Origin of the sequence: Mangrovicoccus algicola, assembly GCF_014903745.1 — a bacterium.
In the GTDB taxonomy this organism is placed as follows: domain Bacteria; phylum Pseudomonadota; class Alphaproteobacteria; order Rhodobacterales; family Rhodobacteraceae; genus Mangrovicoccus; species Mangrovicoccus algicola.
Genome location: NZ_JACVXA010000004.1, coordinates 104,226 through 122,337, shown reverse-complemented (window position 1 = coordinate 122,337; position 18,112 = coordinate 104,226). Strand labels below are relative to the sequence as shown.

The 18,112-nt window shown below is 68.6% G+C and carries 19 protein-coding genes; 6 read left to right on the top strand and 13 right to left on the bottom strand.

Annotated features, from left to right (window positions below):
- Positions 1 to 11 precede the first annotated feature (11 nt).
- From ICN82_RS02090 to ICN82_RS02075, 4 genes are all read right to left on the bottom strand, one after another.
- Complete coding sequence (locus ICN82_RS02090) at positions 12 to 1,811, bottom strand: methanol/ethanol family PQQ-dependent dehydrogenase (RefSeq protein WP_193179173.1); 1,800 nt, start codon at positions 1,809 to 1,811, stop codon at positions 12 to 14.
- Between the two features lie 203 nt (positions 1,812 to 2,014).
- A complete protein-coding gene (locus ICN82_RS02085) occupies positions 2,015 to 2,398 on the bottom strand; it encodes a c-type cytochrome (protein WP_193179172.1) in 384 nt (127 codons plus the stop codon).
- A gap of 22 nt (positions 2,399 to 2,420) precedes the next feature.
- The gene (gene fghA / locus ICN82_RS02080; RefSeq protein ID WP_226898218.1) at positions 2,421 to 3,257 is read right to left on the bottom strand and encodes an S-formylglutathione hydrolase; all 837 of its coding nucleotides are present in this window, start codon (positions 3,255 to 3,257) and stop codon (positions 2,421 to 2,423) included.
- On the bottom strand, positions 3,257 to 4,384 hold the full coding sequence (locus ICN82_RS02075; protein WP_193179171.1) for an S-(hydroxymethyl)glutathione dehydrogenase/class III alcohol dehydrogenase: 1,128 nt from the start codon (positions 4,382 to 4,384) through the stop codon (positions 3,257 to 3,259). Before ICN82_RS02075 ends, fghA begins: the two co-directional genes overlap by 1 nt.
- A gap of 168 nt (positions 4,385 to 4,552) precedes the next feature.
- Between ICN82_RS02075 and ICN82_RS02070 the strand changes: the two genes are divergently transcribed.
- Positions 4,553 to 5,170 carry a hypothetical protein gene (locus tag ICN82_RS02070; protein ID WP_226898217.1) on the top strand — a complete coding sequence of 206 codons (618 nt, stop codon included), beginning with the start codon at positions 4,553 to 4,555 and terminating at the stop codon, positions 5,168 to 5,170.
- A gap of 19 nt (positions 5,171 to 5,189) precedes the next feature.
- Here the strand turns inward: ICN82_RS02070 and ICN82_RS02065 are convergent, their stop codons facing one another.
- Positions 5,190 to 6,221 carry a quinoprotein relay system zinc metallohydrolase 2 gene (locus ICN82_RS02065; protein ID WP_193179170.1) on the bottom strand — a complete coding sequence of 344 codons (1,032 nt, stop codon included), beginning with the start codon at positions 6,219 to 6,221 and terminating at the stop codon, positions 5,190 to 5,192.
- Positions 6,222 to 6,313: 92 nt separating this feature from the next.
- Here ICN82_RS02065 and ICN82_RS02060 point away from each other — a divergent pair, with 92 nt between their 5' ends.
- Positions 6,314 to 7,105, top strand: coding sequence for a quinoprotein dehydrogenase-associated SoxYZ-like carrier (locus ICN82_RS02060; RefSeq protein WP_193179169.1), 792 nt, complete (start codon positions 6,314 to 6,316; stop codon positions 7,103 to 7,105).
- A gap of 10 nt (positions 7,106 to 7,115) precedes the next feature.
- Here the strand turns inward: ICN82_RS02060 and ICN82_RS02055 are convergent, their stop codons facing one another.
- From ICN82_RS02055 to gfa, 6 genes are all read right to left on the bottom strand, one after another.
- Positions 7,116 to 7,463 (bottom strand): hypothetical protein, encoded by a 348-nt coding sequence (locus ICN82_RS02055; protein ID WP_193179168.1) that lies wholly within the window; start codon positions 7,461 to 7,463, stop codon positions 7,116 to 7,118.
- A complete protein-coding gene (locus ICN82_RS02050) occupies positions 7,460 to 8,116 on the bottom strand; it encodes a hypothetical protein (RefSeq protein ID WP_193179167.1) in 657 nt (218 codons plus the stop codon). Before ICN82_RS02050 ends, ICN82_RS02055 begins: the two co-directional genes overlap by 4 nt.
- Before the next feature lie 28 nt (positions 8,117 to 8,144).
- Positions 8,145 to 10,397, bottom strand: coding sequence for a hybrid sensor histidine kinase/response regulator (locus ICN82_RS02045; protein WP_226898216.1), 2,253 nt, complete (start codon positions 10,395 to 10,397; stop codon positions 8,145 to 8,147).
- The gene (locus ICN82_RS02040; protein ID WP_193179166.1) at positions 10,379 to 11,560 is read right to left on the bottom strand and encodes an FIST N-terminal domain-containing protein; all 1,182 of its coding nucleotides are present in this window, start codon (positions 11,558 to 11,560) and stop codon (positions 10,379 to 10,381) included. Before ICN82_RS02040 ends, ICN82_RS02045 begins: the two co-directional genes overlap by 19 nt.
- A gap of 4 nt (positions 11,561 to 11,564) precedes the next feature.
- Positions 11,565 to 12,278 carry a response regulator gene (locus ICN82_RS02035; RefSeq protein WP_193179165.1) on the bottom strand — a complete coding sequence of 238 codons (714 nt, stop codon included), beginning with the start codon at positions 12,276 to 12,278 and terminating at the stop codon, positions 11,565 to 11,567.
- A 70-nt stretch (positions 12,279 to 12,348) separates the two neighbouring features.
- Positions 12,349 to 13,002, bottom strand: a complete 654-nt coding sequence (gene gfa, locus ICN82_RS02030) for an S-(hydroxymethyl)glutathione synthase (RefSeq protein WP_193179164.1) — start codon at positions 13,000 to 13,002, stop codon at positions 12,349 to 12,351.
- Positions 13,003 to 13,212: 210 nt separating this feature from the next.
- Between gfa and ICN82_RS02025 the strand changes: the two genes are divergently transcribed.
- From ICN82_RS02025 to ICN82_RS02015, 3 genes are all read left to right on the top strand, one after another.
- Positions 13,213 to 13,830: a 50S ribosomal protein L25/general stress protein Ctc gene (locus ICN82_RS02025; RefSeq protein WP_193179163.1), complete on the top strand. Its 618-nt coding sequence runs from the start codon at positions 13,213 to 13,215 to the stop codon at positions 13,828 to 13,830.
- Positions 13,831 to 13,978: 148 nt separating this feature from the next.
- Positions 13,979 to 14,425 (top strand): GNAT family N-acetyltransferase, encoded by a 447-nt coding sequence (locus ICN82_RS02020; protein ID WP_193179162.1) that lies wholly within the window; start codon positions 13,979 to 13,981, stop codon positions 14,423 to 14,425.
- An 88-nt stretch (positions 14,426 to 14,513) separates the two neighbouring features.
- Positions 14,514 to 14,927, top strand: a complete 414-nt coding sequence (locus ICN82_RS02015; RefSeq protein WP_193179161.1) for a hypothetical protein — start codon at positions 14,514 to 14,516, stop codon at positions 14,925 to 14,927.
- Between the two features lie 60 nt (positions 14,928 to 14,987).
- On the opposite strand, the gene ICN82_RS02010 is transcribed toward ICN82_RS02015, so the two are convergent.
- Both ICN82_RS02010 and tgt read right to left on the bottom strand, forming a co-directional pair.
- Positions 14,988 to 15,170 carry a hypothetical protein gene (locus ICN82_RS02010; RefSeq protein ID WP_193179160.1) on the bottom strand — a complete coding sequence of 61 codons (183 nt, stop codon included), beginning with the start codon at positions 15,168 to 15,170 and terminating at the stop codon, positions 14,988 to 14,990.
- A gap of 204 nt (positions 15,171 to 15,374) precedes the next feature.
- Positions 15,375 to 16,505, bottom strand: coding sequence for a tRNA guanosine(34) transglycosylase Tgt (gene tgt / locus ICN82_RS02005; RefSeq protein ID WP_193179159.1), 1,131 nt, complete (start codon positions 16,503 to 16,505; stop codon positions 15,375 to 15,377).
- A gap of 149 nt (positions 16,506 to 16,654) precedes the next feature.
- On the opposite strand from tgt, the gene rimK reads away from it, so the two are divergent.
- Positions 16,655 to 18,070 carry a 30S ribosomal protein S6--L-glutamate ligase gene (gene rimK / locus ICN82_RS02000; protein ID WP_193179158.1) on the top strand — a complete coding sequence of 472 codons (1,416 nt, stop codon included), beginning with the start codon at positions 16,655 to 16,657 and terminating at the stop codon, positions 18,068 to 18,070.
- The last annotated feature ends 42 nt before the right edge of the window (positions 18,071 to 18,112 follow it).

Below are 18,112 nucleotides of genomic sequence, written 5' to 3'. Positions count from 1 at the left end.
CGCGGCCGCGATCAGTCCGGCAGCGCGAAGACGGTCAGCTGTCCGCCGAGCGCGGTATAGTCGCTGAGCGCCGCATAGCCGCCCACCGCGCCGAGACCGTCATTGGGATTGGTCAGCCCCGCCGCGAGGCCGATCCCGGCCCAGCCCCCGACACCCGAGAGGATGCCGATATACTGCTTGCCCTCGCGTTCGTAGGTCATGACGTTGCCGATGATCCCCGACGGCGTCTTGAAGCGGTAGAGCTCGTCGCCGGTCTCCGCATCGACCGCCTTGAGATAGCCCTCCAGCGTGCCGTAGAAGACCACGTCCCCGGCGGTGGCCAGCGCGCCCGACCAGACCGAGAACTGCTCGGGGATCGACCACTTGATCTCGCCGTTGATGTTGTCCCAGGCGATGAAGTTGCCCATCCCGCCATGGCTGTCGGGCGCCGGATACATCGACAGGGTCGCGCCGACATAGGGCTGGCCCGCCGTATAGGCCACGCGGAAGGGTTCGTAATCCATGCAGACATGGTTGGTCGGCACGTAGAAGGTTTCCGTGCGCGGGCTGTAGGCGCCGGGCTGCTGGTCCTTGGTGCCGAGCGCCGAGGGACAGATGCCGGTGGAGTTGACGTCCTCGCCGTTCTGCTCGGTCGAGTATTCGGCCACCACCGCCGGACGGCCATAGGTCTCGCTTTCGGGATCCATGTCCACGCCGGTCGTCCAGTTGACGACGGGGTCGTATTTCTCGGCCACCAGCAATTCGCCCGTCACCCGGTCCATCGTGTAGCCGATGCCGTTGCGGTCCATGTGGGTCAGGAGCTTGCGGGTCTCGCCGTCGATCTCCTGCTCGCTGAGGATCATCTCGTTGACGCCGTCATAGTCCCATTCATCATGCGGCGTCATCTGGTAGACCCATTTCGCGACCCCGGTATCGATGTCGCGCGCGAAGATGGTCATCGACCACTTGTTGTCGCCCGGCCGCTGCGCCGGGTTCCAGGTGGAGGGGTTGCCGGTCCCGTAATAGAACAGGTTCTCCTCCAGATCCGCCGAGAACCAGCCCCAGGTGGTGCCGCCGCCGATCTTCCACTGGTCGCCTTCCCAGCTGTTGATCGAGCTGTCGGGACCGATGGGCTTGCCCAGCTCGGTGGTCTTCTCCGGATCGACCATGATCTGGTCGTCGGGCCCCACCGAATAGGCGCGCCACAGCTGCTCGCCGGTCTCGATCGCATAGGCCGTGACATGGCCCTGCACGCCGAACTCGCCGCCGGAGATGCCGACGATGATCTTGTCCTTCACCGGCAGCACCGTGGCGGTGTTGGTCTCGCCCTTGGACGGATCGCCGTTGACAGCGCTCCAGGCGACCTCGCCGGTCTCGGCATCCAGCGCCACGACCGTGGTATCGGCCTGGTGCAGGAACACCTTGCCATCGGCATAGGCCACCCCGCGATAGACGGTATCGCAGCACATCACCCCGATCACGTCCGGATCCTGCTTGGGCTCGTATCTCCACTTGATGCGCCCGTCATCGGCCAGGTCCAGCGCATAGACGGTGTTCGGAAAAGGGGTATGCACGAACATCGTGTCCCCGACGACCAGCGGCGAGCCCTCATGGCCGCGCAGCACGCCGGTGGAGAAGGTCCAGGCCACCTGCAGGTCGCCGACCGTGTCGCGGTTGATCTGGTCGAGCTTGGAATAGCGCTGGTTCTTGTAGTCGCCGGTCTGGATCACCCATTGTTCGGGCTTGTCGATCTCGGCCTGCAGCGTGTCGCTGGCGAACGCGCCGCCCGCGGCCATGGCGGCCACGGATGCGAGGGTCATGAACGTCTTCATAGTCTACCTCCCTTGTTGGATGTCCCCGGCCTTGCCGCACCGGCCCACCATGGCCGCGCGCTGCCCGGTCCCGTCGGGACGCACACCGGTCTGCAGGCTCCTCTCCTGCGCGCCGGGTGATGTCTTGGTCTCTGCGCTGGTCCTCCGTCTGGGGGTCCGGCCGCCCTCGGGGCCGCCGGACCGGTTGCGCCGGGCGTGCCGCGTTACTCGAAGCCCGCCAGGTAGGCGATCACGTCGGCGCGTTCCTGGGGTTTCCTCAGCCCCGGAAAGGCCATCTTGTTGCCGGGGATGAACCCCTTGGGATCCGCGAGATAGGCGTCAAGCTCCTCGGCGGTCCAGACATGGCCCTCCGCCCCCTTCTCGGCCATCGCGTCGGAATAGCTGAAATCCTCGACGGCGGCCGTGGTGCGGCCCAGGATGCCGTTCAGTTCGGGACCGACCTTGTTCCTGGCATCGTCCCCGACAGCGTGGCAGGCCATGCATTTGCGGAACACCCTTTCGCCCTTTTCCGGGTCTCCGGGCAGATCCTGCGCCACGGCCGGGAGGCAGAGCCCGATGGCAAGCAGGCTGGCTGCGATGGTCTTCATGGTGGCGAGGTCCTTTCCTGGCTTACAAGTCTCCCAGACGTTCCGCGTGCCACCGGACATGGTCGCCCGCGAAGGTCGAGATGAAGTAATAGCTGTGGTCATAGCCCGGCTGCATGCGGAACACCCCCGGCTGGCGGCGGCGCGCCATGGCGGAGGCCAGCGCCTCGGGACGCAGCAGGTCGAGGAACTGGTCCGAGGCCCCCTGGTCGATCAGCAGATCGCCCTTCCAGCCGCGTTCCTCCAGGAGGATCGAGGCGTCGTGCATCGCCCAGCCCGCCTCGTCCTCGCCCAGATAGGCCGAAAGCTGCTTGCGCCCCCAGTCCGACCGGGTCGGATTGGCGATCGGCGCGAAGGCCGAGAGCGACCCGTAATTGTCCGGGTTGCGCAGCCCGATGGTCAGCGCCCCGTGCCCGCCCATGGAATGGCCGGTGATCCCGTGGCGCCCGTCCAGCGGGAATTCCGCCGCCGCCAGCGCATAGAGTTCCTCGGTCACGTAATCCCACATGCGGAAATGCGGCGCCCAGGGATCGCGGGTGGCATTGACGTAGAACCCCGCCCCCTGGCCCAGGTCATAGGCGTCGTCATCGGCGACGCCCGGCCCGCGCGGCGAGGTGTCGGGAAAGATCACCGCCATCCCGTGACGCGCGGCATGTTCCTGGAACCCGCCCTTGGTCATGGCATTCTCGTGGGTGCAGGTCAGCCCCGACAGGTACCACAGGCAGGGCACCCGGCCATGAGCGGCCTGCGGCGGCAGGTAGACGGCAAAGGTCATGTCGCCGCCGGTGGCGGCAGAGGCGTGCCGGTACACCCCCTGCACGCCGCCGAAGCTCCGGTTCTCCGAGAGGATCTCCAGGCTCATCAGAACTCCACCACGGCGCGGATCGACTTGCCCTCATGCATCAGCTCGAAGCCGTGATTGATCTCCTCCAGCTTCAGCTTGTGGGTGATCATCGGATCGATCTCGATCTTGCCGTCCATGTACCAGTCGACGAATTTCGGAACATCCGTGCGGCCCTTGGCGCCGCCGAAGGCCGTGCCCTTCCAGACCCGCCCGGTGACCAGCTGGAACGGCCGGGTCGAGATTTCCGCGCCCGCGGGCGCCACGCCGATGATCACCGAAACGCCCCAGCCGCGATGGCTGCATTCCAGCGCGTCGCGCATCACCTTGACGTTGCCGGTGGCGTCGAAGCTGTAATCCACCCCGCCGATCTGATCGGCGCCGCGCTTGGTCAGATCGACGATCGCCTGCACGGTGTTCTCGACTTTGGAGGGGTTGACGAAATGGGTCATGCCGAATTTCTTCGCCATCTCCGCCTTGTCGTCATTCAGATCCACGCCGATGATCATGTCGGCACCCGCCATGCGCAGGCCCTGGATGACGTTCAGCCCGATGCCGCCGAGGCCGAAGACCGCCGCGGTCGATCCGATCTCGACCCCCGCGGTGTTGATCACCGCGCCGATGCCGGTGGTCACGCCGCAGCCGATATAGCAGATCTTGTCGAAGGGCGCGTCGTCGCGGACCTTGGCCAGCGCGATTTCCGGCATCACCGTGTGGTTGGCGAAGGTCGAGCAGCCCATGTAGTGATAGATCGGCGTGCCGTCGAGCATCGAGAAGCGCGTCGTGCCGTCGGGCATCAGGCCTTGCCCCTGCGTGCCGCGGATCGCGGTGCACAGGTTGGTCTTGCCCGACAGGCAGGAGGGGCATTCGCGGCATTCGGGCGTGTAGAGCGGGATCACGTGATCGCCGGGCTTCAGCGTGGTGACGCCCTCGCCCACCTCGACCACGATGCCCGCGCCCTCATGGCCCAGGATGCAGGGGAACAGGCCCTCGGGATCCGCGCCGGAGCGGGTGAATTCATCGGTATGGCAGAGCCCGGTGGCCTTGATCTCGATCAGAACCTCGCCCGCCTTGGGGCCTTCCAGGTTCACGTCCATCACTTCGAGCGGTTTGCCGGCTTCGAGAGCCACGGCTGCTTTGGTGCGCACGTCTGTGTCCTTTCCATGACCGCCCGCGGACGGTCCTAACTATTGACCGGAACGGTAGAGCCGCCCCCCGGCCGGAACAATTCATACCTTCGGATGTGCCCCCTGCCCGATACCGTGGCTGGACACGTCCGGGGCGAAGCGTATCCTCAAGCCACGGGAGGGAAAAGAATGATTGCGAAACATTTTAAGATGCTTGCGACGCTGGCCCTCGCGGTGCTCTGCGCCGGGCCGGTCGCCGCGCAGCCGGCGCCCGATCCCTCCTGGCCGTGCATCCAGCGCAAGGTTCCCCGGCTCTCGCCCGGGCTGATGTGGGCGCGTCCGCTGCCGCAGATCAAGCTCGATGCCGAAACCGCCGCAGAGGCCGCGGATGTCGTGTCCCGGCTGGTCCTGCGGCGGGCGCCCCCGGAAGAGGCCCGCCCCGCCCTGGACGCCTTCGCGCAGCGCCACGGCGACGGCCCCGAGATGATGGGCTACCTCTTCTCGGAGAGCTTCGAGAGGCTCTCGCAGCTGCGCGGCCGGATCATGCGGGGCATCGAGGACTATGCCGAGAGCCAGATCGCCCTCTCGGCCCGGATCGAGCGGAACCGGCGCGAAATGGAGCGCCTGATGGCCGCGCCCGAGCCTGATTTCGACCGGGTCGACGCATTGGAACGGCAGGTGATGTGGGATGAACGGGTCTTTGCCGACCGCCAGCAATCCCTGACCTATGTCTGCGAAACGCCGGTGCTGCTGGAAAAGCGGCTCTACGCCATCTCCCGGATGCTGGAGGCCCGGATCGGCGGATGATCCCCGCCATCGCCCCGGATCATTCCCATTCAAGTTCGGCATAGGCGGCGGTGACGTTACGCGGATGGTGCAGGTCCGACAGCGCCCAGCCTCGCGCCTCGGCCGCGGCGACGGCGGCCACCGCTTCCTCCATCCGCGCCCCCGCCGCGATGGCCGCGCGGGTCTGCACCGCCAGCGCGTCGAGATAGCGGCGCATCGGCGCCGCGCCCCCGGGCCAGGGCAGCACGGCCGCGCCATGTCCCGGCACGACCCCCGCATAGGCCTCCGCCGCCAGGCTCTCCAGCACATGCTGCCAGCCGCGCAGCGATCCGTCGAGCGTCGGCAGATGGCGGTCGAAGACCAGGTCCCCCGCGAAGAGCAGGTCCGAGAGGCTGTCTGCGACGGTCAGGTCGGCGGGGCTGTGCGCCGCGGGCCAGGCGCGCAGGCTCAGCACGCGCCCGCCCAGGTCGATCTCGGCCCGGTCCGCCACCTCGCGCGACACGGCAGGGATCGTGCTGCCCAGGAAACCCGGCCCGATCTCCGCGGCGTAGCGGTCGAGATAGCTGGCGGCGCGGTCGGCCATCGCCCGGCCCAGCCCCGCCGCGCCCAGAACCTCCGCCCCCGCCGCGGCCGGGACGGCGGCGCCGAAGACATGGTCGGGATGCATGTGGGTCAGGATCACCGCCGTCACCGGCAGGTCGGTCCGCGCCCGGATCGCCCGCCACAGATTCTCGCCCACCGCGCGGCTGCCGCCGCTGTCGATCACCGCGACCGCCCGCGTGCCGATGACCACCGCCAGGTTGGAGACATCGCCGCGATTGCCGGGATCGGGCTCGGCCACCCGGCCCGCATGCACGAACACCCCCGGCGCCGCCTCCTCCAGCGCCAGCCCCAGACCGGCCGCGGCGCAGAAGGGCGGGCCGGAGGCGGCCAGTCCCGGCAGATCGGGCGGCACCGCCGCGGCAGCCGCCGCATGGCAGGCGGCCGGGTCCGTCCATCCCGGCCCCGGGATCAGCATGTCGCGGCAGGGCGCGCCGCCGAGCGCGCAGAGCGTCACCAGGATCTCGAACATCCGTCCCCCCGCGGCCGATCACCGGAATGTGCTCCCCCTGCGGCGCATTCCATGGCAGGCTTGCAACCTGAGGAAGAGAGGGAGGACACCGCATGCCCTGCAAAGCCGTGCTTCTGGCGCTGGCCGCCACCCTGCCGCTGCCCGCCCCGGCGCAGGACAATCCGCTGCTGAACGGCGAGACCTGGCAGGCGCTGCGCTACGACATCGCCGGGGAGGCGCCGATCGCCGGGGGCGCGGGGCTCTTCGAGGTGGAGGCCCCCTATCGCGCCCATGACGCGGCGACGGTGCCGGTGCGCATCCGGCAGACCGATCCAGCGCGCGCCATCACCGCCGCCACCGTGGTGGTCGACGAGAACCCCGCGCCGGTCGCCGCGGAATTCGCCTTCGGCCCCGGCATGTCGCCCATCGACCTGGAATTGCGGGTGCGGGTCAACCAGTATTCGGATGTCCGGGTGATCGCCGCGACGGCGGAGGGGCTCGCCATGGCGGGGCGCCATGTCAAGGCCTCCGGCGGCTGCGCCGCGCCTGCCTCGCGCGATCCCGAGGCCGCGCGCGCCGTGATGGGGCAGATGAAGCTGCGCAGCTTCGTCCCCGCCTCCGGGCTCCGCCGCGAGGCGCAGGTGATGATCCGCCATCCCAACTATTCCGGGCTGCAGCGCGACCAGGTCAGCCATCTGTTCATCCCCGCGCATTTCATTTCGGAACTGGAGATCCGCCAGGGGGCGGAGCTGCTGCTGCGCATGGAAGGCGGCATCTCGGTCAGCGAGAATCCCGTCTTCCGCTTCGGCTATGTCGACAATGGCGCGCCCGCGCTCAGCGTCACGGCCACCGATACCGAGGGCAACCGCTTCCATGCCGACCTGCCCAAGGAAGGCGGCAGCTGAGCGGGCGGGATCAGAAACACAGGATCTCCGCCTCCGCCTGGGCGCGGCGCAGATCGGCGACCAGGGCGTCCGTCACCGCCGTGCCGCGGAACACGGCCATCCGCTCCCCCCCGACCTGGCGCATCGACAGGACCGTCTCCGCCTCCACGTATTTCGCATAGGGCAGCACCGCGGCAATCTGGTCGACCGAACAGGAACAGCGCTCCAGCACGTCGCGCCCCTGCCCGTTCGCCGCCATGCAGGCAAAGACGTAATCGGCGCGCGCCGCGGTCGGATAGTCGTTGAACCGCTGGTCGATCTGCTGCGCCGCCCCCGGCGCGGCCACCAGCAGCAGCAGGGCAAGACCCGGGCCTTTCATGGCAATGCCTCCTCTGCCTCGAAACGGATGACCGACCGGTACAGGACGCCGCCCGACCCGTCCGGCGCAATGGCCTCGAGGCTGCGATACCATCCCGGCACGGAGGGCCCGGCGACGGCCCGGATCTCCAGCCCGGCAAAGCCGCCCATGCGCGCGGCATTGGCATCCCCGGCAAAGGGATGCAGCACGATTTCCGTGCCGCCTTGCGTCCCCGCCGCCGCCACCGGGCGCAGCAGCGCCTCCTTCAGGCGGTTGCGGATGTAGAACTGGCTGCCGCCGGTCAGCCGCGCCATGTCGCGCACCAGCGTTTCCAGATGCACCATCGCCATCGGGTTGCCGGTGGCTGCCGGGAAGGCCCCCAGGACGCGCAGGTGGTCGCTGTCGGGACCGAAGCCGAGCCGCACCTGGCCCGGCGCATCGGGCGCATGGGCCAGCTGCATCACCCCGCTCTGGGCGGCGGCGAATGCGGCATCGGCGGGCAGGTCCACGTCGCGCCGGTACAGCAGCGCATGGTCTTGCGGCAGCGCGTCCAGCGTGCCCTCGCGGAACAGCACCGCCTGCGGCACCACCGCCTCCGCCGCCGCCCCGCCCGGTCCGGCGGCACCAAGCGCCAGCAGCCCCGCCAGGAGCGCCGCCTTCGGGAAATGGATCATCGGTTCCTCCCTTTTCTGCCGCAGCCGCTCAGGAGGCGGTCATCGCGGAAAAGCCGTGGCGCTGGCGCATCGCGGCGGCGGTGCGGCGGCGCAGTTTCTGCAGGTCGACCGGCTTGGTCAGCACCTCCGCGCCGATGGCGCGGGCCGCTTCCATCAGTTCCACGCTGCGATCGGCGGTGACCATCAGCGCGGGGATCGCGGCACCGGCCGCACGGCGCACCGCGGTGATCGCCTCGACCCCGGTGGCGCCGTCATCCAGGTGGTAATCCGCCAGGATCAGGTCCGGCGGGATGCCGATCTCGGCCGTCACCGCCAGCGCCTCCTCCGCCGAACAGGTGCCGAAGACCGAGGCGCCCCAGCCCTCCAGCACCTGCACCGTGGCGAAAAGCAGGTCGGGATCATTCTCGATGACCAGCACCAGCAGGTCCAGGTCGCCCCCCGGCAGGGCCGGGCCCGCCGCGGCGACGGGCAGCAGGTCCCGCGGGGCCTGCGCCCGCGCCATCGCCACCGAGAAGACCGAGCCCACGCCCAGCGCGGAGCGGACGGACACCCGATGTCCCAGAAGCCTGCAGGTCCGCTCCACGATGGACAGCCCCAGCCCCATGCCCGGCCCCGCCCCCGGACCACCCGCGCGGGTGAATTCCTCGAAGATCCGCTGCTGGTCCGCGGGGCCGATGCCCATGCCGGTATCGTGGACCTCCAGCACCACGCTGTCGCCCTGCCGCCGGGACCCCAGCAGCACGCGGCCGCCGGGCGAATACTGGATCGCGTTGACCACGAGGTTCTGGATCGAGCGCAGCAGATAGCGCTGGTCGCTCATCACCCAGGCCGTGGAGGGCACCACCGAGAGGCTGACCCGCCGTTCCGCCGCCAGCGGCGCCTGGTCCTCGGCAACGGCCGACATCAGCGGGCCGAGGCAGACCGGCGCGGCGGAAAGATCGGAGGCCGTGGAATCCAGCCGCGAGATGTCGAGGATCGCCTGCAGCAGCGACTCCATCGAGGCGAAGGAGCCCTGCAGCCGCTCCACCATGCCGATCAACTCGCTGTCGCGCGCCTTCTCGGCCAGCGAGCTGAGCAGCAGCTTGGCCGCATTGGCGGGCTGCAGCAGGTCGTGACTGGCGGCGGCGAGGAACCGCGTCTTGGATGTCACCGCCTCCTCGGCCAGATCCTTGGCGCGCTTCAGCTCCTGCTTGACCCGGGCCTGGCGCGCATGCTGTTCGCGCAGCGCCATATTGGCGGCGGTCAGCTCGGCCGTGCGTTCTTCCACCCGCCGTTCCAGCAATTCGGTCGCCTGCACCTCCAGCGTGATATCGGAAATATCGGCGAGGAAGCCCCGATCGGGCAGCGGGTGAACATGCAGCCCCAGCACCCGTCCGGAGGAATGGCGCAGCCGCTTGCGGATATGCCCCGCCGCGCGCAGCCCCTCGCGCCAGTCGGTGCCGCCCGGCGGGTCCTCCTGCTGCAGGTCGTGCCCGGCGCGGATGAAATCCAGAATGTCGTCGAAGGCCGTCCCCGTGCGCACCAGCCGCGGGGGCAGACCCAGAAGCTCGCGGAACCGGTCATTGTGGATCAGCAGCGCCCCCTCGCGCGAGAAGGTGCCCAGCCCCGAGGACATGTGATCGAAGGCCGCCTGCATGTAATGGGCATGCATGTCGATCAGGTGGTCCTTCTCGCGACGGGCGCGGCGGACGATGCCGGAAATGTCGGTCTGCAGGATGATCTGGCTGTCGGCGCTCATCCGCTGCAGGCTGAACTGGAACCAGCGGTCGCCGATCAGGCCGACCACGAAGGTATTGACGCTCTGCCCTTTCGGCATCTCCCGCGCCCGCGCCAGTGCCTCGCGCGTGCGGCCGTCCTGGTTCAGCACATGCGCCGAGCCGCGCAGCGCATCGAAATATTCGGGCACGCCCAGCCCCGGACGGATCCGGTGCGCCACATCCGGCAGCAGCGTCTCGAACAGGTCGTTGCAGATATCCAGCCTTCCCTCGGTGAACAGCGCGAAGCCCCCCTCCATCACCGACAGCGCCTCGGTCAGGGTCTTGCGGCTGCGTTCGCGGTCGATGCGCAGCTGCTCCAGCTCGCCCGAGGCGCGTTCGAGGTCCCGGGTCTTGGCCCAGACCTGTTCCTGCAGCGTCACCGCCGACTGGAAGGCGGCATAGGCCGAATGGCCCACCGTGTGCTGGCGGGCATTGCGCCGCAACAGCGCGTCGATGATGCGCGCCTGTTTCTGCACCTGCCGTTCGGGCGGGTCGGAGGGGTCGATCAGGGAAGGGTGGTCCATGAGGGTCCGAAAAACGCGACGCCGACGAAGGTCTGGTTCACATGGACCCCGCAATGCTGTTCGCCATAGGTGTTGAATCCGATGACGCGGTTCTGGGCCAGGATCCGCGAGGCCGCGCCGGTGAGGGATTTCTGCGCCAGTTCCAGCCGCCGCAGGTAGCAATCGAAGCCGAGGATGAAATCCGGCCGCCTGCCCCGCGCATCGGTGACGTCGAGCCCGGCGCGCAGCTTGGCGATCAGGTCCTGCCCCTCGCCCAGGGTCAGCAGCAGGCCGTCCTCGATCGCCGAGAGAAAGCTGAGCGAGCCGTCGGGCAGCGCCTGCTGGATGCCGCGGACATGGTACATCGCGTTGGTGCGCACCAGCACCGGGTTCTCGGCGAAGACCTTAGGCGTCAGCTCGTCGACCGACAGGCCCAGCTGGCGGGCATATTCCGCCGCGGCCGGGGCGCCGTTGAGTTCGGCGACGATGCGTTCCTCGGGGATCGAGCGGGTGACGACCATGTGCTGATGCGAGGGCAGGAAATGATCGAAGCCCAGCCCCGCGAATTCCATGTCCGTCTCGATCAGCAGGACCACGGCGGCATCGCTCAGAACCCTTCCCCCGTGCAGCACGAAGGTTTCGGCGAAATCGTGGTCATCGGCGGCCGATCCGCCGAAACAGGGCAGATCCTCCAGCGTCGTGACCATCGTCGCCACCAGCATGTCCTCCTGCTTGGACAGCCCGTCCGCGAAGGTCAGCGCCAGCCGGTTCCAGCTGGCCGTGCGCGGAAAGCGCGAGGCCAGCCGCCGCAGGTCGCGGGAGATGCGGCTGATCGCCAGCGGCTTCAGGGGCGAGATCAGCAGCGAGGCGCAGCGGAAATGCGCCTTGGGGAAGGCGATGGCCAGCAGCGCGCCGCTCTCGTAGCCCTCCGGCGTGATCTGCCCTGCCGATGAACAGCCGAAGACCGGCACCCCGGCAAGGGCGCGGTCCAGCCCCTGCGCCAGCGCCTCCCTGTCCAGCCCGGCAGGAAAGAACACCAGGACGAAGCAGATGTCGCGCCCGCAGAGCTGCGCGGCGATCTCCTCCACGGCCCTATCCGCCCGGGCCGCGCGCGACACCGCAACCGTCACCGGGCTGGCCGTGCCGGGGCCGCGCGCCACCGGGTCGGCGATCAGGTTTCCCATGCCCCTATCCCCGCTGCCGCGGTGTCTCCCCAGTCTCGTCCTGCAGGCTGACGCTTTCCATCATCACCGCCGCCTGGGTGCGGTTCTGCACCCCCAGCCGCCGCAGCAGCGCGGTGACATGCGCCTTGACGGTCGCCTCGGCCAGCGACAGTTCATAGGCGATCTGCTTGTTGGCCTTGCCCGCGCAGATCAGCTTCATGATGCGCATCTGCTGCGGCGACAGCTCGGCGATGCGGCGGCTGATATTCTCCAGCTCGGAGGGCACGGCCGGACGGCGGCGCATCGCGTCGCGGAACTCCACCGGCAGATAGCGGTTGCCGCGGCGGATCTCGGCCAGGGCCTGCTCGATCGCCGGGAGCGGCAGGTCCTTGGGCACGAAGCCCGCCGCCCCCAGATCCATCAGCGACTGGACCACCTCCACCGAGGTCTGGGCCGAGATGATCAGCACCGGCGTCTCGGGCAGCCGCTCGCGCAGGCGGATCAGCCCCGACAGGCCCGACACGTCCGGCAGCCGCAGGTCGAGCATCACCAAATCGGGCCCCGCCCCCGCCGCAATCGCAGCCAGCCCCTCCTTCAGGGTGACGGCCGTGCGCACCCGGCAATCCTCGAACACGTGCTGCAGCGCCGTGGTCAGCGCATAGGCATAGAGCGGGTGGTCGTCGATGACGAGGACGGACCGCACAGCCCCGTCCCCCGAAATCAATCGGTCATGCTTCATGGTGAATTCCTCCCTGAGTCCAACTCAACAACAAAGAGGCATATGACGCAACAACCACACGGCGAACGGCTCAGGCCGGAAGCGCGCCGCTGGATTTCGCGACATGGGTCGCGATGGCATCCATCAGCGGCGGCGACAGGCAGTCATACGGTTCCAGCCCCAGCTCCCGCAGCCGGGCGCGGATCCCGTCCATGCGCGACGGATCCACCCCCGCCTCGATCACCGAGGAGACGAAGGCCGCGAACTCGGCCGGGGACCATCCCGATTGCGGCGACAGTTCGGTATGGACGAAATCCAGCCCGTGGAAGGGATGGGCCTGGTTCTCGATGCGCCCGTACATATGGGTGCCGCAGCCGGTGCAGGCATGGCGCTGGATCGCGGCGGAGCCGTCGACCACCGACAGTTTCTCGGCATGGGCGGTCACGGCCAGCTGGTCGCGCGGCACCACGGCGACCTGGCTGAACACCGCCCCCGCGGGTTTCCAGCATTTCGTGCAGCCGCAGACGTGATTATGCGCGGTCTGCCCCGACAGCGTCACCTCGACCTTGTCGGTGGCACAGCCGCAGCGCAGCACGCCGCCGGCGAAACCCGGTGCCGCCGGAGCCACCCCGCCATCGACCGACGGGTGGATCTGCACCCCGCTGGTCGACACCGCCGGGCGCGCCGGCGCGGCGGATGCGGCCGATGGCGCCTCGCCGCCGAAGAGCCTAGACAGAAATCCCATGATATCCTCCCGATGCGGCCGCACTGCTGTGGCAGCCTTGCGGGGGGCAGTCTGAGACGCCCGCGCCCCGGCGATCAATTCGGCATTTGGTATAGGTCCGGGACGGCCCCGGGCGTTTTGCCCTTGCCCCCCGCCCCTTTCCCGGCTAAGGGCGCCGTTCATCCGGGCCGACACCCTTGGAGGCGGCCCTCTCATCTAGGAGATAGAATTATGGCTGGAGAGATTCCTGATCTCGAAGTCCAGGTCCGCGCGGGGACGGGCAAGGGGGCCGCTCGCGCAGCACGCCGTGACGGCATGGTGCCTGGTGTGGTCTATGGCGGCGAAGGCGAGCCGCAGGCGATCCAAATCCCCTTCAACGTGCTGCTCAAGCGCCTGAAGGCCGGGCGTTTCCTGTCCACGCTCTTCAACCTGAAGATCGAGGGCCAGGACGATGTGCGCGTGATCTGCCGCAACGTGCAGCGCGACGTGGTCAAGGACCTGCCGACCCATGTCGATTTCATGCGCCTGCGCCGCGCATCGAAGATCAACCTGTTCATCCACGTGGAGTACATCAACCACGAGCAGTGCACCGGGCTGAAGCGCGGCGGCGTGCTGACCGAGGTTCGTCCCGAGGTCGAACTGGTCGTGACCGCCGGTGACATCCCCGAGAAGATCGTCATCGACCTGGCAGGCCGCAAGATCGGCGACACCATCCACATCTCGGATGCGCAGCTGCCCGAAGGCGTCAAGCCGACCATCGACCGCGACTTCGTGATCGCGAACATCCAGGCACCTGCCGGGATCGGCGGCGCGGCCGACGAGGAAGACGAGACCGCCGAAGAGGCGTGATCCCTTCCCCCGCGGCGTCGTCCGCAGGATATCGAGAGGCCTCCGCGACGCGGGGGCCTTTTTCTTTGCCGCGCCTTCCCGCGCCCCGGCAATCATGTAGGATCGGCGGCAGGCCGCGCAGGCGCGGCCGGCAGGCGGAGTGCCAGACATGACCGTGACGATCCGGCCGGGACGCGAGGCCGATGCCGCCGCAGCGGTGGCCCTGATCCGCGCCTCCATCACCCGGCTGTGCAGCGCCGATCACGGCGACGCCCCCCGTCTGCTGGAGCCCTGGCTGGCCAACAAGACCGAGGCGGCCTGGATCCGCTGGGCGCGGCGGCCCGATGCGGCCCTGCTGGTGGCGCAGGAGGCGGAAACCCTGACGGGCACCGGCATGGTCGATGCGGCCGGCACGGTCCTTCTGCTCTATGTCGATCCGGCCGTGCAGTTCGGCGGCACCGGCAGCGCCCTTCTCGCCCGGCTGGAACAGGCCGCGCGCCGGATGGGCGCCGGGGCCTGCCGATTGGAAAGCACGCTCAGCGCGCGGCGCTTCTATGAAAGCCGGGGGTATCGCGGCGAGGATGGGACAGGATTGCGGATGTCGCGGCCGCTGTGACGACCGGGCGGACGATCCCCCCCGCGCAGATTGAACCGTTCCGCCGCCCGGCGCGACCTAGCCCTGACTGCCATCACAGGAGGCTCCGATGGGCTATCGCGACGATTTCTACAAGGTCTACAATATCTACGGCTATACCGGCGACCTGCGGGCGCGGCCCAGCGTCTATTTCCTGACCGACACGCATTTCGGCCGGATCACCCAGCATCACGCCGATGCCGCCAATATCGGCCGCATGTCCGTCTGCGAGACCGACATGGTGGGCCATCACTACTTCATCGAAAACCAGTCCGACCGGACAGGACGGGAGGTCGCGGTCGAGGAATTCCGCCACCCCACCAACGGCGCCACGATCCATATCCATACCAGCCGCAACCCGATTACGGTGGTGCGCGACTGGGACAAGGACCAGCTGACGCCGCGGGTGCTGGCGCTGCTGGCAGCCTCGATCACCAATTTCCAGGACCTGAAGGTCTGCGAACGCCCGGGCTATCGCGGCTAGCGCCCGGCCCGCAGCAGCATGGGCGTCCACGGGCAGGACCCGCCTGCCCGCGGGCCGTGGTCAGCTTTCGTTGGGGCCGCGCAGCATGCGGATCGTCCGGCGGATCGCCTTCCAGTCCTCGGCCTCGGCGCTGGCGCCGCGGGTCTCGGCGGCGCGGTACTGTTTCTGCGCCTCGGCCTCGGCGCGGTCGCCATGGGCGCGATAAAGCGCATGTGCGTGCTGGGATATCGTCGTCATGTCCATCTGGCACCTCCTTTGCCTCTGGTCGGTCTCCTCCTGCCGGGGCGGTCACGACACCCGGGCCGGGCGAAGATACATGATTCCGGCGTCCCTGTCATTCGGACGCCCCCCGGGCGGTCCGGCGCGCGGCGCCGCGCCGACGGGGTATCCGGCCAACGGGCCGGGGCGGCCGATGTTCCCGCGCCGCCCGGACCGGACATGGGCGATCTAGAGGGGCTCGATATCGCCCATGGCGCGCGCGGCGTGGAATTCCGCCTCGAAGGCGTCGAACCGTCCGGCGGCGATGGCGTCGCGGATCCCCTGCATCAGAACCTGGTAGTAATGCAGGTTGTGCCAGGTCAGCAGCATCGAGGAGATGATCTCCTGGCTGCGGAAGACATGATGCAGATAGGCGCGCGAATATTGCGAACAGGCCGGACAGCTGCAGCTCTCGTCGAGGGGGCGCGGATCGTCGGCATGGCGCGCGTTCTTGATATTGACCACGCCGCGGCGGGTGAAGGCCTGGCCCGTCCGCCCCGAACGCGAGGGCAGCACGCAGTCGAACATGTCGATGCCGCGCTTGACCGCGCCCAGGATGTCGTCGGGCTTGCCCACGCCCATCAGATAGCGCGGCTTGTCCTCGGGCAGCATGCCGGGCGCGTAGTCGAGCACCTTGAACATGATCTCCTGCCCCTCGCCCACGGCGAGCCCGCCGACCGCGTAGCCGTCGAAGCCGATGCCGCGCAGCTTCTCGGCGCTCTCGCCGCGCAGATCCTCGATGTCGCCGCCCTGCTGGATGCCGAAAAGCGCGTGGCCCGGCCGGTCGCCGAAAGCCTCGCGCGACCGCGCCGCCCATCGCATCGACAGCCGCATCGACTCCGCGATCCGCTCGCGCGGGGCGGGCAGCGCGGGGCATTCGTCGAAGCACATCACGATGTCGGAGCCCAGGAGCTTCTGGATCTCCATCGACCGTTCGGGGGTCAGCATGTGGCGCGAGCCGTCGACATGGGACCGGAAGGTCACGCCTTCCTCGGTCAGCTTGCGCAGATCGGCCAGGCTCATCACCTGGAAGCCGCCCGAATCCGTCAGGATCGGCCGGTCCCAGTTCATGAACTTGTGCAGCCCGCCCAGCCGGTCGATGCGTTCGGCGGTGGGACGCAGCATCAGGTGGTAGGTGTTGCCCAGCAGGATGTCGGCGCCGGTGGCGCGCACGCTTTCGGGCATCATCGCCTTGACCGTCGCGGCAGTGCCCACCGGCATGAAGGCCGGGGTGCGGATTTCGCCGCGCGGGGTGGAGATCATCCCGGTGCGGGCCTTGCCATCGGTGGCGTGAAGGGCGAAACTGAATCTCTGGGTCACGGGGCGCGGGTCCTTGTCTGGCCCTCCCTTCTAGCCATTTCACCGGCCGTGCCAAGACACGGCCCCTGGATTTCGCGCGCCAAGCGCATTGACCGCCTGCCCCGCCAGAGGCTAGGGCGGCGGCAAAGCCAGCACCTCAGGGGCATCGCATGACCGACAGCAGCACCGATCAGACGGATTTCCGGCTTGGCTGGGAGGAATGGCTCTCCCTGCCCTCGCTGGGACTTCCGGCGCTCAAGGCCAAGGTGGATACCGGCGCGCGGACCTCGGCGCTGCACGCCTTCGACATCGAACCCTTCGGCCCGATCAACCGGCCCAAGGTCCGCTTCGGCGTGCATCCGATCCCCGGGCGCGACGAGCTGTCGATCCCCTGCTCGGCCCCCATTGTCGACCGCCGCGAGGTGACATCCTCCAATGGCGACATGGAGCTGCGCTATGTCATCCGCACCGAGGTGCATATGGGCAACCGGTCCTGGCCCATCGAGGTCACGCTGACCAATCGCGGCGCCATGGCCTATCGCATGCTGCTGGGGCGGCAGGCGCTGATGGATGACATGCTGGTCGCCGCCGCGGATCGCTGCTGCCAGCCGGAACTCAGCTATGACGTCTACCACACGGCGGATGTGCGCACCCACGCGCCGCGGCGCACGCTGCGCGTCGCCGTGCTCAGCCGCGAACCCAAGAACTACACGACCAGCCGCATCGTCGCCGAGGGCGAGAATCGCGGCCATGTCGTCGAGGTGATCGATACCTCGCTGTGCTACATGGCGATCAATGCCGACAGTCCCGAAGTGCATTACGACGGCAACCGCCTGCCGCGCTATGACGCCGTGATCCCGCGCATCGGCGCGTCGATCACCCCCTATGGCACCGCCGTGATCCGCCAGTTCGAGACGGTGGGCACCTATTGCGTGAACCCCGCCGACGGGATCACCGCAAGCCGCGACAAGCTGCACGCCCATCAGGTTCTGGCGCGCCACCGCATCAACATGCCGGTCACCGCCTTCGCCTCCTCGCCCAAGGACACGCAGCACCTGATCGAGCTGGTGGGCAATGCGCCCCTGATCGTGAAGCTGCTGGAATCGACGCAGGGCAAGGGCGTCGTCCTGGCCGAGACGCGCAAGGCGGCGGAATCGGTGATCTCGGCCTTCCGCGGGCTCAAGGCGAATTTCCTGGTGCAGCAATTCGTCAAGGAAGCCGCGGGCGAGGATGTGCGATGCCTGGTGATCTCGGGCAAGGTGGTGGCGGCGATGAAACGCTCGGCCAGCGAGGGCGAGTTCCGCTCCAATCTGCACCAGGGCGGCACCGCCAAGATGGTGCGCATCACCCGCGAGGAGCGCGACATCGCCATCCGCGCCGCCAAGGCCTTCCGGCTGAACATGGCGGGGGTGGATATCCTGCGCTCGAATGACGGGCCGAAGGTCCTGGAGGTCAATTCCTCGCCCGGCTTCGAGGGGATCGAGAAGGCGACCGGCAAGAACATCGTCGAGACGCTGTACCAGGATATCGAGAAGCGCGTCCGCCCCGCCCCGGTACGCCGCAGCGCGACCGTCCCCAAGGACTGAGCCGGCGGGCCGCCCGTCTGGACGCGCGGCCGCTTGTCCCCT